The organism is Mesorhizobium sp. M1066, assembly GCF_040318635.1.
Classification (GTDB): domain Bacteria; phylum Pseudomonadota; class Alphaproteobacteria; order Rhizobiales; family Rhizobiaceae; genus Mesorhizobium.
In genome coordinates this window covers 53,084-68,999 of the sequence record NZ_JAMYMR010000016.1, presented here as the reverse complement: position 1 = coordinate 68,999, position 15,916 = coordinate 53,084, and the positions used below count along the sequence as shown (strand labels likewise).

The 15,916-nt window shown below is 63.2% G+C and carries 12 protein-coding genes; all 12 read right to left on the bottom strand.

Annotation, left to right across the window (positions count from 1 at the left end; all coding sequences use genetic code 11):
* Positions 1-26: 26 nt before the first annotated feature.
* The 12 genes from NKH52_RS20285 to NKH52_RS20230 all read right to left on the bottom strand — a co-directional run bounded on the left by NKH52_RS20285 (position 27) and on the right by NKH52_RS20230 (position 15,890).
* Positions 27-1,352, bottom strand: coding sequence for an O-acetylhomoserine aminocarboxypropyltransferase/cysteine synthase family protein (locus NKH52_RS20285; RefSeq protein ID WP_352734198.1), 1,326 nt, complete (start codon positions 1,350-1,352; stop codon positions 27-29).
* A 29-nt stretch (positions 1,353-1,381) separates the two neighbouring features.
* The gene (locus NKH52_RS20280; protein WP_352734196.1) at positions 1,382-2,434 is read right to left on the bottom strand and encodes an isopenicillin N synthase family dioxygenase; all 1,053 of its coding nucleotides are present in this window, start codon (positions 2,432-2,434) and stop codon (positions 1,382-1,384) included.
* Between the two features lie 176 nt (positions 2,435-2,610).
* A complete protein-coding gene (locus NKH52_RS20275; RefSeq protein WP_352734194.1) occupies positions 2,611-4,248 on the bottom strand; it encodes a dipeptide ABC transporter ATP-binding protein in 1,638 nt (545 codons plus the stop codon).
* Positions 4,245-5,087, bottom strand: coding sequence for an ABC transporter permease (locus tag NKH52_RS20270; protein WP_023809081.1), 843 nt, complete (start codon positions 5,085-5,087; stop codon positions 4,245-4,247). The genes NKH52_RS20275 and NKH52_RS20270 overlap by 4 nt, the downstream gene beginning before the upstream one ends.
* Before the next feature lie 4 nt (positions 5,088-5,091).
* A complete protein-coding gene (locus NKH52_RS20265; RefSeq protein WP_352734192.1) occupies positions 5,092-6,069 on the bottom strand; it encodes an ABC transporter permease in 978 nt (325 codons plus the stop codon).
* A 17-nt stretch (positions 6,070-6,086) separates the two neighbouring features.
* Entirely contained in the window at positions 6,087-7,664 is a 1,578-nt protein-coding gene (locus tag NKH52_RS20260; protein ID WP_352734190.1) for an ABC transporter substrate-binding protein, read from the bottom strand.
* A 237-nt stretch (positions 7,665-7,901) separates the two neighbouring features.
* Positions 7,902-8,894 (bottom strand): ABC transporter permease, encoded by a 993-nt coding sequence (locus NKH52_RS20255; protein WP_352734188.1) that lies wholly within the window; start codon positions 8,892-8,894, stop codon positions 7,902-7,904.
* A gap of 4 nt (positions 8,895-8,898) precedes the next feature.
* Positions 8,899-9,864, bottom strand: a complete 966-nt coding sequence (locus NKH52_RS20250) for an ABC transporter permease (protein WP_352440730.1) — start codon at positions 9,862-9,864, stop codon at positions 8,899-8,901.
* Positions 9,857-11,503 carry a dipeptide ABC transporter ATP-binding protein gene (locus NKH52_RS20245; protein WP_352734186.1) on the bottom strand — a complete coding sequence of 549 codons (1,647 nt, stop codon included), beginning with the start codon at positions 11,501-11,503 and terminating at the stop codon, positions 9,857-9,859. The genes NKH52_RS20250 and NKH52_RS20245 overlap by 8 nt, the downstream gene beginning before the upstream one ends.
* Positions 11,504-11,532: 29 nt before the next feature.
* Entirely contained in the window at positions 11,533-13,290 is a 1,758-nt protein-coding gene (locus tag NKH52_RS20240; RefSeq protein ID WP_352734184.1) for an ABC transporter substrate-binding protein, read from the bottom strand.
* Positions 13,291-13,413: 123 nt separating this feature from the next.
* Complete coding sequence (locus tag NKH52_RS20235; protein ID WP_352734182.1) at positions 13,414-14,631, bottom strand: GNAT family N-acetyltransferase; 1,218 nt, start codon at positions 14,629-14,631, stop codon at positions 13,414-13,416.
* Entirely contained in the window at positions 14,628-15,890 is a 1,263-nt protein-coding gene (locus NKH52_RS20230) for an acyl-CoA dehydrogenase family protein (RefSeq protein WP_352734181.1), read from the bottom strand. Before NKH52_RS20230 ends, NKH52_RS20235 begins: the two co-directional genes overlap by 4 nt.
* Between the last annotated feature and the right edge of the window lie 26 nt (positions 15,891-15,916).

The following is a 15,916-nucleotide window of genomic DNA, read 5'->3' as shown; positions in this document are numbered from 1 at the left end:
ACGATTTGTTCGTCAGCAGAAATGCCTCAGGCGGCCTTCAATTCGCGATCGCCGACGGCCTGATCGAGCGCCTGTTCAAGATCGCGAATGATGTCGTCGGGATGCTCGATGCCGACGGAAAGCCTGACATAGCCGGGCGTCACGCCGGTCGCGAGCTGCTCTTCCGGCGAAAGCTGCGAGTGGGTCGTGGTCGATGGATGGATAGCCAGCGAGCGCGCATCGCCGATGTTGGCGACGTGATAGAGCAGCTTCAACCCGTTGATGAAGGAACGTCCAGCCTCGCGGCCATCCTTGAGTTCGAACCCGACCAACGCGCCGTAGCTGCCCTGACGGAAATAGGCGTCGGCCCGGCGCTTGCTCTCGCCGCTTTGGTAGCGTGGGAAGATGACGTTGCTTACCTTTGGATGACCGCGCAGAAACTCCGCCACTTTGATGGCGTTCTCATTGTGTTGACGGATGCGCAAGGGCAGCGTCTCCAGGCCCTGCAGCAGCTGGAAGGCATTGAACGGGCTGATCGCGGCACCGACGTCGCGCAGAAGCACGGTGCGGATGCGCAGTACATACGCCACCGGTCCAAGCGCTTTGGCCGCCTCAACCCAAACCTTGCCGTGATAGCTTGGATCGGGCTGGTTCAGCGTCGGGAAGCGTTCGGCATGGTCTTCCCATGGGAAGTTGCCGCCATCGATGACGATGCCGCCGATCGAGGTTCCGTGGCCGCCAATGTATTTCGTCGCCGAATAGATCACGACCGCCGCGCCATGGTCGAACGGCCTGATGATCAGTGGTGCGGCTGTGTTGTCGATAATCAACGGCACGCCGAGCGACCGACCGATGTCGGCGACCTCTTTGATCGGGAAGACTTGCAGCTTCGGATTGGGCAGCGATTCCGCATAGTAGGCGCGTGTCCGCGCATCGGTGGCACGGCGGAAATTCTCAGGGTCGGACGGATCGACGAACCGTACTTCCACGCCCAGGTGCTTCAGGGTCGCGGCAAAAAGGGCCCAGGTGCCGCCATAGAGATCGGTGGCGGAGACGATGTTGTCGCCGGCGCCGGCAAGGTTCAGCACCGAATAGGCTGAGGCCGCCTGGCCGGAGGACACAAGAAGGGCAGCAGCACCCCCTTCCAGCGCCGCGATGCGGGTCTCCAGCGCATCCTGCGTCGGGTTCGAGACGCGCGTGTAGATATGGCCGATCTCATCGAGGGCGAACAGCCGGTCGGCATGGCCGGTGTCCTGGAACTGGTAAGACGTGGTCTGGTAAATAGGTACGGCAACGGCGCCGGTGGCGGGATCGGCGCGCCAGGAGCCGCCGTGAAGGGCAAGGGTCTCGGGAGAAAGATTTTCCAGGGTCATTTATCGTTCCTTCCTGATGGTTGTGGCGGTCAAGCGACCGGGACAGCTTCGGCGCGTGCCTGGGCGGCCAGCAGATCGGCGTGATGGCGCCGCGCGACGTCGGGATGCGAGCGCAACCGGCTCTTCAGCGCGTTTTGCCCGGAATTGCGGTAGAGCGGATTCTGCGGATCGCGGGTGACCCCGTTCGCCTGCGCCTTCAGGTGCGGCGCCAGATCCAGGAGCGGAATCTCGGCATCGAACGGAGCGCCGAGGAAGAAGGCGACCGACAGCCGGTCGGTGCCGGCTGGCGGCGTTACGACCCGGTGCACGGTGGCCTTCAGGTAGCCATCGGTCGCCATTTCCAGCAGTTCGCCGATGTTGACGACAAAGGTGCCGGCGCGCGGCTCGGCGTCGATCCAATCGCCATCGGCGCTTTCGACCTGCAGCCCCTTCTGCCTTTCCTGCAGCAGGAGCGTCAGGAAGCCGCTGTCCTTGTGCGCACCGACGCCTTGCTCGCTTTCGGTCGCGTCACGGCCGGGATAGCGGATGATCTTGATGAGGTGGTTCGGCGTGCCGGCATAAATGGCTTCGAAAGCACCCTCATCCTGCTCCAGGACAACGGCAAAGGCTTTCAGCAGGCGCGTCGAAAGATCGGTGAGGCGATCCTGCCACTCCAGCAGAAGCGGCTTCAGCTCGGGCAAGGCGGTCGGCCATTGGTTTGGTCCCTGCAGGCGCGTCCAGGCCGGCAGCGAGGCATTGCGCGGCAGCGCCGGTGCCTCCGAGCCGATGTCGACCTGCTCGCGCCAGTCCCTCTGGCCTTTCGTCAGTTCCTGTCCAATCCGGTTATAGCCGCGGAAATGCGGCGAGTTGACCATCTCTATCTGGAGCTTGTCCTTGTCCGGCAAGGCAAAGAAACGTCGTGACGCGCCAAGCACATCGTCAATCAGCGATTGTGCGATGCCATGTCCGGTCAGGTAAAAAAAGCCAACATCGCGTGCAGCGCGCCGCAGTCCCTCGATGAATTCTTTGCGAGATGCCGGATCGGCTTCATAGCGGGAAAAATCCAGCACCGGAATCGTTTGTTTGCCAGCAGAACTGCTCATTTCGACCTCTTGTTTGGTGATCGAAGCGTCGCACCGCAGGCGATGGAAACAAAGAAAACGCCATCCCTTTCGGTGGCAGGTGGGGAAATTCCAGTATCGCTCGGGCAAGACGGACAGCGCGTTTTTGTTAATTCTACAAGATTGGTAGATTTTGCCCTGCGACCGGTATCACGCCTCTATTCCGCGGCGGCCCGGTCGATCTGGCTGCGGCTCCGCTCCCAGGACAGGCCTGGGACCGCCGCCAGCAACGCACGCGCATAGTCGGATCCGGGACGTGTCAAAACCTGTTCGGCGGGACCGTCCTCGACGATCTTGCCGCTCTGCATGACGACGATGCGGTCGGCGATCGCCGAGGCGACACGAAGATCGTGCGTGATGAACAGCATCGACAGGCCAAGATCGCGTTTGATTTCCGCCAGAAGGTCGAGAATCTGCGCCTGTATCGAGACATCCAGGGCCGAGACCGGTTCGTCGGCGACGAGCAGGTCGGGCTCAAGCATGAGTGCTCGCGCCAGGCCAATACGCTGCCTTTGGCCGCCTGAAAAGGCATGCGGGAAACGATCGGCCGCACCGGGGTCAAGTCCGACGCGGACAAGGAGGCGGGACATGCTCTCCTCCGCCCTCTCGCGTGAAAGGCCGTTGACTATGGCGGCTTCGGTAAGGATGCGGCGGACGCGATGGCGCGGATTGAGGGAGGCGAACGGATCCTGAAACACCATCTGGATACGCGGACGTAAAGTGCGCTCCCGTGTCGTGCCGGCGAGATCGCCACCGTCGAAGTTCAGGCTGCCTTCATCCCAGTCGGCCAGTCCGACGACGCATTGGCCGAGCGTCGTCTTGCCCGAACCGGATTCACCGACGAGGGCAACCGTCTCGCCGCGCCCAATCGTCAAATTGACACCGTCCAGCGCCCTGGTGGCGGAGGCCTGCCGCCGCCAAGGGGCGCGGCGATCACGATAGGTCTTGCTCAGCCCGCGGACAACGAGAAACGGATCCCCTGCGTCCCGTCTTTGAATTGCACTGGTATGAAGAACCGGAACGGCTTCGATCAGGCGGCGTGTGTAGGGCTGCGATGGCGCTTCGAGGACGTCGTCTGCTCTGCCGCTCTCAATCACCCGGCCCTCCTTCATCACCATGACGCGATCGGCGATATCGGCGACCACGCCGATATCATGGGTGATGAACAGAACGGCGAGGCCTAGCCTTTCGCGGATTTCGAGGATCAGCCGCAGGATTTCCGCTTGCGTCGTGACGTCGAGCGCGGTGGTGGGTTCATCGGCGATCAGCAGGTCCGGATCGTTGGCGATCGCCATGGCGATCATCACCCGTTGCCGCTGTCCGCCCGAGAGCTGGTGCGGGTAGCGGTGAATGATCGTCTCGGGATCCGGAAGCCTGGTTGCCCGCGCCAGTTCCAGCACGCGAGCGGTGCGCGCCTTGCGGTCGCCGCCATCATGCGCGGCGAGCGCTTCCTCGATCTGGCGGCCGATGGTCAGCACCGGATTGAGCGCACTCATCGGTTCCTGGAAGATGAAGCCAATGCGCTTGCCGCGCAGCAGGCGGAACGAAGCCTCGCTGATCCCGGCAATGTCGCGGCCATCGAAACGGATCGTACCGGCGGCGATCCGGAGCTGCTTGGCAGGCAACAGGCCGGCAATGGCCGCGGCCAATACCGATTTGCCGGACCCGGATTCGCCGACCAGGCAGAGCACTTCGCCACGATCGATACGCAACGACACGTCTTCGACGGCCAATGCTCGATCGGCGTGCTCCGGCAAGGCGATGGAGAGACCCGCGATCTCGACCAGAGCCGTCATGCGCGCCCACCGCGATTGCTGTTGCGAGGGTTGAGCCAATGGTTCAGGCCGTCGCCGACGAGGTTCAGGGAAAGAACGGTGAGGAAGATCGCCAGGCCCGGAATGGTCGACAGCCACCAGTTGACGCGAAAGGCGGTCCTGCCGGTGCCGAGCAGATAGCCCCAGGAGACGAACTCGCGATTGCCCAGACCAAGGAAGCTGATGCCCGATTCGATCAGGATGACGGTCGCCGTCATCAACGAAGCGGCAACGATCACCGGCGACAGCACGTTGGGAAGGATGTGCCCCCAGATGATCCGGGCAGTCGACAGCCCGCCAACCCGTGCCGCCCGCACGAAGTCCTGGTTGACGAGGCTCAGCACCTCGGCCCGGACCAGCCGGGCGATCTGCGGCCAGCTGACGATTGCGATGGCCAGGATGATCGAAGCCAGCGAAGGCGCGACGATCGCAACGATGACGACCGTCAGCAGGAAGCTCGGGATGGTCTGGAAGAACTCGGTGAACCGCATGGCGACGTCGTCGACCCAGCCGCCGAAATAGCCGGCGACAGCACCTATCGCCGTGCCGAAGGCGACGGCGAGCAGCGTCACCGCCAGAGCGATCAGCAGCGTGACCTGCGCCCCGTGGGCGATGCCGGCCGCAAGATCACGGCCGAGCATGTCGGTGCCGAACAGATGACCCGGGCTGAAGGGCGGCAGGTTCGGGCGCGCAACCATGCGCCAGGGATCGCCCGGAAAGAGGATACCGGCGAAGATCGCCATCAGGAGGATCGCGATCAGGATCAGCGCGCCGGCGACGGCGCCCGGATGCCTGAGGAACGGGGTTCGCGGCAAGGCCATCGCCTCAAGCTCCCATTTCGATGCGCGGATCGGCGGCAACGTAGAGAAAATCCGCGGCCAGGTTGATGACGACCACGATTGTCGAGGTGATGAAGAAGATCGCCAGCAAGAGGTTGTAGTCCCGCTGCATGAGGGCATCGAAGGCGAGACGCCCGACGCCCGGCCAGGCGAACACCGTCTCGATCAGGATCGACCCGCCGATCAGTTGTCCGGCCTGCAAGGAGGCGAAGGTGATGATCGGCAGCAGCGCGTTCCTCAGCACATGCTGGCGCCAGATCAATCCCGGTTTCAGGCCCTTGGCCCTGGCGGTACGGACAAAATCGCGATCGAGCACGTCGAGCACCGAGGCGCGCGTCACGCGCATGTAGATGGCCATGTAGAACAGGCCGAGCGTCAGAGCCGGAAGAATGAGATGAACGGCGACATCCCCGATAAGCGAGAGATCCGACCCGCCCTCGCCTACCGTCTGCATGCCGTAGGACGGCAGCCAGTTCAGCCAGACCGAAAACAGCAGGATCGCCATCAGGCCGGTCCAGAACAGCGGCATGGCAAAGAACATCACCGAAATGCCGGTCAGCACGGTGTCGAGCAGACTGCCGGCGTGCCGGGCGGCGATAGACCCGAGCGCAATGCCGGTCCCCAACGCAAAGCCAAAGGCGGTCAATGTCAGAAGCAGTGTGGCCGGCAGCCTTTCCGCGATGATATCGATAACAGGACGCTGGTCGCGGTAGGATTGGCCGAAGTCGAGACGCGCCAGCGACTTGGTGTAGATCCACAATTGCTCGGGCACGGAGCGATCAAGCCCGAGATCGTGGCGCAGTTCCGCGACAAAGGCCGGGTCGGCCGCGCCCTGATCCCCGGCCAGGAGGGATGCCGCATCTCCCGGTGCGAGGCGCAGCAGCACGAAGTTGAGCACGATAACCCCAAACAGGATGAGAACCGCGCGGGCGGCCCGTCCCGTCAGGAAGCCAAGACGATCCATCCTACCCAGCCCGCCAGCTATTTCGCCAGCCAGACATCGGCGAAGTTTTCATCTGTGCCGAGACCGGTCGCGATCAGATTGTGAACCTTGGTTCGGTAGAGCGTCGGAAAGACGATGTCGTGCGTCCAGATCAGCGGCACGTCGGCGGAGATGATCTTCTGGGCTTGCGAATAGAGCGCCTTGCGCTTGTCGAAGTCGTTCTCATGGGCGGCGTCGGCCAGCAGTCTGTCGACCTCGGGGTTGGAATAGCCATGCACATTGCCGCCGGTCGTGCCCGCATTGTCGCCTTCGAGCGTGGTGTAGGCATAGCTGATGCCGATTGCCGGGTCGGGGGTGGTGTAGACAAAGTTTTCGGCAAGATCATAGTCGAAGGTGGTCAGCCGCTTGAACCAGCCCGGCACGTCGGTCGCCACGATGTTGACCTTGATGCCGACAGACGCCAGCGCCTCCCGGATATATTCCGCCTCGCGCTGCCACAGCTCGCCATAGGGCAGCGGAACGAACTGCAGTTCGAAGCGCACGCCGTTGGCGTCGGGCTTCAGGCCGGCCTCGTCGAGGATGGCGTTCGCCTTGGTCAGGTCGAATTCATATTTCGTTTCGACCGATGTGTCCTTGAACCGCGACAGGCGCGACAGCGGGCCGTTGGTCTCGTGGCCGAATCCACCAAAGATCGTGTCGATGATGAACTGGCGGTCGATCGCATGCGCGATCGCCCGGCGCACCCGCGCATCGTCGAGCGGCTTGTGGCGGTTGTTGAGGTGGATGTAGCCGACCGGTTGAAGAAATTCCCAGCCTGCCTCGGTCAGTTGCACGGCATCGAGCCCGGCCAACCGCGTGATGTCGAAGTTCTCGACGTCGCCTGCGCGCAGCACATCCACCTGACCGGTTTCGAAAGCGATGGCGCGGCTGTTGGCGTCAGGGATGACGTGGAAGAAGATGTCGTTCAGATGGGGCTTGCCGGCATCCCAATAGTCAGGGTTGCGGACAAGGTGGATGAAGGACCCCTTCTTCCACTCGGCGAATTTGAACGGCCCGGTGCCGATGAACTTGCTGTTTGCCTCGGCGGTGCGAAAGTCGCTCACCCCTTCATAGAGATGGGCCGGCAGCACGGCGGTGTTGTGGACGTAGATGAAGGCTGGGTACGGCGCCTTGAGCGTGAACACCACGGTGTGGTCGTCCGGCGTGGCGATGTCCTTCACCTCCGCCAGGTTGAGTCGCGAGCGGGCCTGAAGTGCCGGCAGAAACTTCTGGAAGCTGAACACCACGTCCTTGGCCGTGAACGGCTGGCCGTCATGCCATTTCACATCGCGGCGCAGGTTGAAGGTGTAGACGAGGCCGTCATCCGAAATCGACCAGCTTTGCGCCAGGCGCGGCAGCGGCTTCAGATCGGCCGAATAGGTCAACAGGCTCTCGTAGATCTTGTTGCCGACATAGGTCGTCGGCCCGAGACGGTTGACGCCGATATTGACCGTCGGCGGCTCAGGCTGGACGATCAGGTTGAGCGTCCCGCCCGCCTCCTGTGCCGCAAGTCCGGTCAGCGTCAGAAGCGTGGCTGCCAGAGACAGCACGATGGTTCGCAACAGGCGGGAGATCATCGTGAATTCACCTTGTCGAGTAATTGATCGCGGAGCCTGAGATGTCGCTCCGCAGGAGAGTGTGGCTCCACCGAATGACGCGGCCGATCTGCTTGCGAATTGCGGTGCGAATTGTGTACTAAGATTATAGACAAAAGGGGTTATGATAAGGGAACGTGCTTCATCGATTTCAGCAAGAGCGGATATTTTTCCCAATATCCGTGCTGAAATGAGAGCGAATTGCCCGATGGCGACCGGTCACGACTGGCTCGCCGGATCGCGCCATCTGGTTGTGATGTCGACGGCGAAGGTGCAGAACACGAACGATGCCGCGGCGAAGATCGTCGTCCCGATGACGACCGGAAAATCGCCTTCAAGCGCCGAGTTGATCGCCAGCCGGCCGACGCCGTCCAATCCGAAGATCGTCTCCGTGACGATCGCCCCACCCATGATGACGGCAAGCTCCAGGCCACCCAGCGTGATCACCGGATTGAGCGCGGCCTTCAACGCATGATCGTAATAGACCCGCCATTCCGGAACACCCTTGGCGCGCGCCGTCCTTATGTAGTCCTCGCCCAGAACCTCAAGCATGCTTGCGCGGATCAGCTGCTGGAAAATGCCGATCTCGGCAAGTGCCAGCGTCAGCCACGGCAGGGCCAGATGCCGGGCCCATTCGAACGGATCTTTCGTCAGCGGCACATAACCGCTGCTTGGAAACCAGAAGACCCCATAGTTGGAGAGCTGGAAGAACAGGAAATAGGAGATCAGGATGCCGGAGAGGAACGTCGGCACCGACAGGCTCGCATAGGCGAAGCCCGATATCAGCCTGTCCAGCCAGGAGCCCTGCCGGCGCGCGGCAATCACGCCAAGCAGGATCGACAGCGTCATCCAGATGACGACGGCACCAAGGGCGAGCGAAAGCGTCACCGGCACCTTGGACAGGATGAGGTCTGTCACCGGTGTCTGCTTGCGGAAGGAGTAGCCCAGCGCCGGCGGCCAGTGAGCGATCCCCATCGGCGCGCCCTGGATGTCGGGGCCGCGGTAGAGATAGTACCACAACTGCAGATACCATGGCTCGTTGAGCCGAAGCGCGTGCGCTATGGCATCGATCGCCTGCTGGCTGGCGTTGCGCGGCGCCAGCATGGCGGCCGGATTGCGGTAGGCTATGCGGGTGATGAAGAATGCAATCACCAGCACGATCAGCAGCGTCGAGAGCGCCCGGAAGATCAGCCTGCCTGTATGCCGGATCATGGCATCACCCGCTGCGGCGATGGGGATCGAGGACGTTGCGCAGGCCAGCGCTCAGCGTGTTGAAGCCGGCCACGGTCAGAAACAGCGCGATGCCGGGTCCGAGCAGGAACCATGGCTGCAACTGGTAGAGGGATGAGCGCTGCGCCTCGGCGATCATATTGCCCCAGCTCGGCTGCGGCGCCTGCACGCCGACGCCGAGGAAGGAGAGCGTCGCTTCGGCGATGATGTTGGTCGGCAGTTGTACCGCCCAGTAGACCAGGATGACCGGCGCGATGTTGGGCAGGATCTCGCGCATGATGATCCTGGCCTTCGAGGCGCCGATCGTCTGCGCGGCTTCCACCAGCGGGCTGCGGCGCAGGACAAACACCAGGCCGCGCGTCAGCCGGGCAAAGTAGGTCCAGGAAAACAGGGTTATGATCAGCACCACAACCAGGGAGGGCGCAACAAACGGCTTGCCATCGACGCCCCGGTTCAGCGACAGGAGGCTGAGCGCGGTGACGATGAACGGGAACGACAAAGCGACGTCCACCGCCTGCGAAATGACGCGGTCGACGCGACCGGCAAGAAATCCGCTGACGAGGCCGATGGCGGTGCCGATGATCATGGCAAGCGTGGTCGCCGGGATGGCGATGGCCAGCGATACGCGCGCGCCGTAGAGCGTTCTGACCAGCACGTCGCGGCCGTTGCCGTCGGCGCCAAGTGGAAATTCGAACGTGGGGCCAGTCGGCAGTCCCATCTCGGTCAACGCCGTATCGCGGAACTGCTCCGTCACCCCGTGCCCCAGCAGCCATGCGACCACTGGCGCCAGCAGCGCACCGGCGGTGACGAAGCCTATGATCAGCGCGCCGATGCGAAAGGACCGTTCGCGCAGCAGCGCTCGCACAAGCAGCGACCTGTAGGAATTCACCACCTCGCCGTGCCCCAGCAGGACGTGGTCCTGGACGGACGCCAGGGCACGGATCTCAGGCATGCGCGGCGATCCGCTCGGGAACCGGGTTGCGCCGCAGGACCTTGCCGGGGATCGCGTCTATCAGCCTGACCGTGTAGGGATGCCGGGGAGCGCCGAAGACACGGCCTGTCTCGCCGGCTTCCACGATGACGCCCTTCTCCAGCACGATGACGCGGTCGCACAGTTCCGACACGACGCCGAGATCATGCGAGATGAAGAGCAGCGACAGGCCTCGCTGCCGGCGAATGGTCTGCAGCAGCCTGATGATCTTCGCCTGCGTCGTGATGTCGAGTGCCGATACCGGCTCGTCGGCGACGATCAACGAGGGTTCGAGCGCGATGGCGCGCGCAATGGCGACACGCTGCCGCTGGCCACCTGAAAGCTGGGCCGGGAAACGATCCAGCACGTCGTCGGGAAGTTCCACGTCGCGCACCAGATCCTGCACGCGCCGGCGTATCGCCGCGGCGTCCAGTCTGGTGCCGATGATGAAGGGTTCCGCCAGAATGGACCGGATGCGCCGCCGCGGGTTGAGGCTTGCATAGGGGTCTTGAAAGATAACCTGTATGTCCGACCGCAATTGCCGGTCGATGGCGATGCCGCCGACACCCGGACGCGAATAGATACGCTCCCGCAGGGAGATGCTGCCCTCGTCCGGCCGGTCGAGCCCGGCGATCAGCCGGCCGATTGTCGACTTGCCGGAACCGGATTCGCCGACGAGGCCGACGATCTCGTTTTCGCGGACGGTGAACGAGATATCCGTGAGCACCGGCCTGATCAGACCGCCTGCGGCGGAGCGGCCTGCGAACGAACGCGCGATTGCCGAGACGGAGAGCAAATCGGGCATCGACGGCAGCGCCGGGAGTAGCGATGATCGCGCCGCGCGTGCAACAAGGCCGCCAAGCCGCGCCGCACCGAGCAACTCCCTGGTGTAAGCCTGGCGCGGTGCCCTGTAAATCAGCTCGGCCGGCGCCTGCTCCACGACGTGCCCCGCGCGCATCACCAGGACATCGTCGGCAATGTCCGAAACGACGGCCAGATCGTGGCTGACGAAGATCATTGCCGTGCCGTGGTCCTGCTGGATTCGTTTCAGCAGATCAAGGATCGACGCCTGCACGGTCACGTCGAGCGCCGTCGTCGGTTCGTCGGCGATGATCAGACCGGGATTGAGCGCGATCGCCGCTGCGATCATCACGCGCTGGCGCATGCCGCCCGAGAACTGCCTGGGATAGTCGTTCACGCGGGCCGAAGGGTCGGGGATGCCGACATCGGCCAGAAGATCGAGAACGCGCTGACGCAGCTCCCCGCGTCCCACCTTGCGGTGGGCGGTGATCGCTTCGGCGATCTGCTGGCCGATGGTCTTTAGCGGATGAAGGTTGCTGAGCGGGTCCTGGAAGATGAAGCCGATATCGGCGCCTCTCCGCCGGCGCAGGTCGCCGGCGGAGAGGCCCAGTATCTCATCGCCCTTGTGCAGCACGCTGCCGCGAACACTCGCCGCCGGTGGCAGAAGGCCGGTGGCGCCGAGCAGCGACACGCTCTTGCCCGAGCCCGATTCACCGACGATGGCAAGCGTCCTGCCCGACTCGACGGAAAACGAGACGCCATGCACCACGTCCACGCCGCCGAACGCGACGCGCAGATCGGCGACAGAGAAGATGGGCACGCGCGCCTCCTTTTGCCGGTCCGGCCTTGCTACTGCTTGAGAGCGATGTTGGTGATGTCGGCATTGACCGCCAGCGACGACCACACCCAGTTGGCGAGGCGATCGGAAGTGACCACGACCTTGCGCTTCTCGAACAACGGGATCCATGGCAGGTCGGCGGAGACGAGCTTGTCGGCCTTGGTCCAGATCGGCCCCGGATCGTCCGACGGATAAGCCTGCGCCGCTAGCTTGTTGAGTTCCGGATTGCTGTAGCAAATGGCGTGGACGTTGCCGGTGCCGCAAGGTGCCGCGTCCGAATTCAGCCAGCCGCCAAGCAGCATGCGCGTGCTCGGTCCCTGCCAGTCCGGGGAGAATGTGCCGCCGAGGGACACGTCCCAGCGGCTCTTCGGATCCTGGATGAAAGCGTACCACTGCGTCGGCGGGATCGGGATCAGGTTGAGCGTGATACCCGCTGCTTCCAGATCCTCCTTCAGCGTCACCGCAATCGCTTCGAACTGCGCGTTGCCGCGATAGATGGCGTCGAAGGCGATGCCGTTCGGATAGCCTGCCTCGGCAAGCAATTGCTTGGCCTTGGCCGGATCGCCCCTGTAGCTCTCGGTTGGGTACGGATCGAACTTCTCGAAACCAAGGATGGTCGAGGTGATGATCTGGGTGAGCGGCACAGCGCCGATCGAACCGGCCTGCGTCTGCGCCAGATGCTCGCGGTTCACCGCATAGGTCAGCGCCTGCCGGACCTTTAGCTTGCGCAGCGCCTCGGCCCCGTCGCTCTTGACCTCCGGCCGCTGGTTGAAGGTGATGAAGTTCGCCGATCCACTGTTCGTCACATGGATGTCGGGGCTCTTCTGCGACAGGAAGCGCTGGATCGTCGGAATGGGCGGGATGTCGAGATACAGCGACAGATCGGCCTCACCGGCGATGATCTTCTGGACGACGCTGTCCTCGCTGTTGGCGGTGAAATCGATGTCGATCTCATCGGCATAGGCCTTGCGCGCCTGGTCGGACTCCGGCTTGAAATTCTTTGCCTTCTTCAGAACCAGCTTCTGACCCTGCTCGTAGGTGTCGACATAGTAAGGGCCGCTGGACGGCAGGTTCTTGCGCGACTCCAGCGAGTCCGGGAAATATTTGGACGCGATCTCGGGCGCCACCGGCGACACGAAATTCATCGAAAGGATGTTGAGGAAGTCGTAGTTCTTGGTGTCCGACTTGATGACCAGCGTGTGCTCGTCGGGAGCCGAGACGCCGGCAATCTCATGCGTGTCGGTGAAAGCCTTGGTCGCAGCGAGATCGCCTGTCGGCACTTTCGCGAATTCCTTGCAATAGTCGACGAAGCCGGAGATCACGAGGTTGAAATAGTTGATGGCGGCGACCTGCTTGTTGGGATCGCAGAAGCGCTTGACGCCATAGACGAAATCACTGGCGACGATCTTGCGCTCGAGGCTGCCGGAGAAGAACACGTCGTCCTTCAAATGGAAGGTATATACCTTGCCGTCGTCGCTGATGTCCCAGGACTTGGCGAGATCCGGCACGAGCGTGGTGTCCTCCTTGAGGCCGGCTGGCGAGCCGGGATAGGTCACCAACTGGCGCGTTGTTGCGCGCAGGATTTCCCAGGAATCGATGCTGTAGCCGGTGAGTGGATCGAACGCATCGAGATCGGACTGGATCGAAGCAATCCGCAGGACCCCGCCATGTTTCAGATCCTCCGCTTGCGCTGATGAACCAAGAACAGAAATCGACAGAATGCCGCCTGCAATTCCCAATAATAACTTACGCGCAACATGTGTTGTCATTACTTCTCTCCGATTATAAATAATTCTTCAAAATACCATTGCATTTAGCGAGCATAATTTTGAGATAAAATTACCCATTTTTCAAACAGACTTTCAAAATACATTTTATGTTAGCTCCGCCTGTCAAAACATTGTTCCGGAATGAGGCAAGACCGGCGCCGTGAACAGCGTGTCGAGCGTTTCGACCGCAGCCCGGTCGAAGTCGCCGAGGCGCCCCGTCTGCGCGAGCTGCCACCACTTCACGCCGCCGAGATAGGCCGCCGAAACCGCGGCCACGTCCGTCACCACGGCGGCGGACAGATTGGTGCGCTCGGCTCCTTCTGGCGAGAGGCGCAGCCTGGTCGCGTTCTCGGGCAGGATGGCATCGGAGACTTCCAGCACGACGCTGCCCTGCCCGGCATAGGACCGGGCTGTTAGAGCCTTTTCAGCGTCCAGGAGCCGCAGCCATGTTTCGTCGCGCGCCGCCGAAACGCGAACGCTTCGAAAATCCTCGAACAGCCACGGCAGCAGATCGTCTGCGGGACGGCTCCAGAAGACGATGCGATGCGGCAGGTCGACCGCCAGCAGATGTGCGACCAGCGCGACATAGGCGGCCGGACTGTAGGCCACGATATCATCGACCACGATGGTGCGTTCCGAGCTGGTGAACCAGCTGTCGAGGCCGACAGGGTGATAGCGCACGAACCCGGTTTCCGAACCCTTGTCGCCGTGAACGGCGACGTAGTTAGGCGTGCCGCTGTGCGCCTGGCGCAACGCCTGAAAATCCCACCAATAGGCCGAGCGTGTGATGACGCCCGCGCGCGAAACAGGCTGACCCGCGTAGATGCGCGCCTGTATCGCCCAGGCATCGTCGCTGTCGATCAGCCGAATCTTGTCGGTGTACGTCAGCCCTGCCCGCAGGCGCGCGCGCTGGGTGTCGACTTCCAGGCTGACAGAAGTATTGGCGATCGCATAGCCAAAGTTGCCGTAGATGCGCGCGTCGGAGGCCCGCAAGGTGGCCGCCGCCTCGCCCTGCTCGCGCGCGGCGCGCAGCTGCGCCTTGAACAGCGCCGTGGCGGCGCCACGCCGCGTATGGGTGGGCAGCACGCCGACATGGGTGACCGCGGCCTGCGGCAACCAGGCGCCGCCGGGAACCGCGATCCGTCCCGAATAGGAGTCGGTTGTGCCAACGAGCGTCTCGCCGTCGAAGGCGCCCCAGGTGCGATCCGGCTCGAACAGTTTGTCGATCAGCGCGTCGTCGATCGGGCCGAGCGGCGGCAGGCCGACCATGGCCGTGCGGAAGGTGCGTGCTGCCTGCGCGAGTTCGGCCTTCCCGGTCAGCAGGCGCACATCCGATATCATGATGCCTTCCGCGTGGGCACGGCTTCAGGCTTGTGCGCTTCCGGCTGCGGCGGCTGCGCATAGGTTCGCGGTCTCGGCAGCGTTTCGGCCAGCAGATATGTGCCGACCTCGCGCGCCCGGTAGGAGACCGGATCGTGGACGGTATGGGTGCGCGCGTTGCGCCAATAGATGTCGAGGCCATATTTGTTGGCCGTCGAGCGCGCGCCCGTCGCTTCGAAGATGCGCGCCGTCACGTCGAGCACGACGTCGTTGGCGACGATCTTGCCCTGGTCGATGATCGTTGCGAGTTCGCCCCATTGCTGCGCCGTCACCGACGCTCCGGCATGCAGTGCCGCCTCGTAAAGCGCCGCGGCCTTGTCGGCGATTGCTATGCCCGCCGCAATGCCGGCGGATAGCCGGCCGAACAGCACCAGATGGTAGGGATCGTCGATCGCTCGTTCCAGCCCGGACTCCGGCCAGGGCCGGCCGAAGCGGCGGACATGATCGGCGGCGGCGGCAAGAGCGCCCTCGGCAATGCCGAGATAGAAATTGATGAAGATGAGCTGGCTGAACAGGACGCGCAGGCCGTCGCGCAATTCGACATCGCCCTCATAATCGTCGAGGGCGCTGAGCAGCTCATCCTCGAAGACTTCGACACGGTCGAAAGTGACACTGCCGCTCGCCGTCAGTCTCTGGCCGAGATTGTCCCAGTCGCCGCCGAAGCTGATGCCCTGGCGCGTCGGCGGGATCTGGTAGTGAGCGCGTTTGCCGTTGTCCCAGAGGCTGACGGTGATGACCTGGGCCACCGAGGCGCCGGTTGCGAAGGTGCGCCTGCCGTTCAGGAATCGGCGGTCGCCGACATGCTCGATCTCGTTCCACTGGTCGCGCGGGTTGCTGACGCCGCCCTGGAACCAGCCTTCCGCGCCGACGCCACGCGCCGTCTTTTCCCACTGCTCGGCCGTGCCGAGAATGTAGGTCCAGACACCGTTGGAATAGTGATAGGCGATCAACTGCCCGATCGAGCCGTCGGCGGCGGCGATGATGCGGCTGATCTTGAGCGCCTGGACGAGGTTTGCGCCGGCGCCGCCGAATTCGCGTGGCGCGGCCAAGCCGAGCAGGCCGCTGTCGCGCAGCAGCGCCAATTCTTCCACCGGGTCCTTGTTCGCCCGGTCGCGTTCGAGCGCCGTTGCCGCGAGTTGCTGCGCCACGTCGCGGGCCTTCTCGGCCCAGGTCTCGAATTCGGCGTCGCTGAGGCCCGGATAGATCTGAATGTCCGACATTGTCTTCTCGTCATGCTCCATTGTCG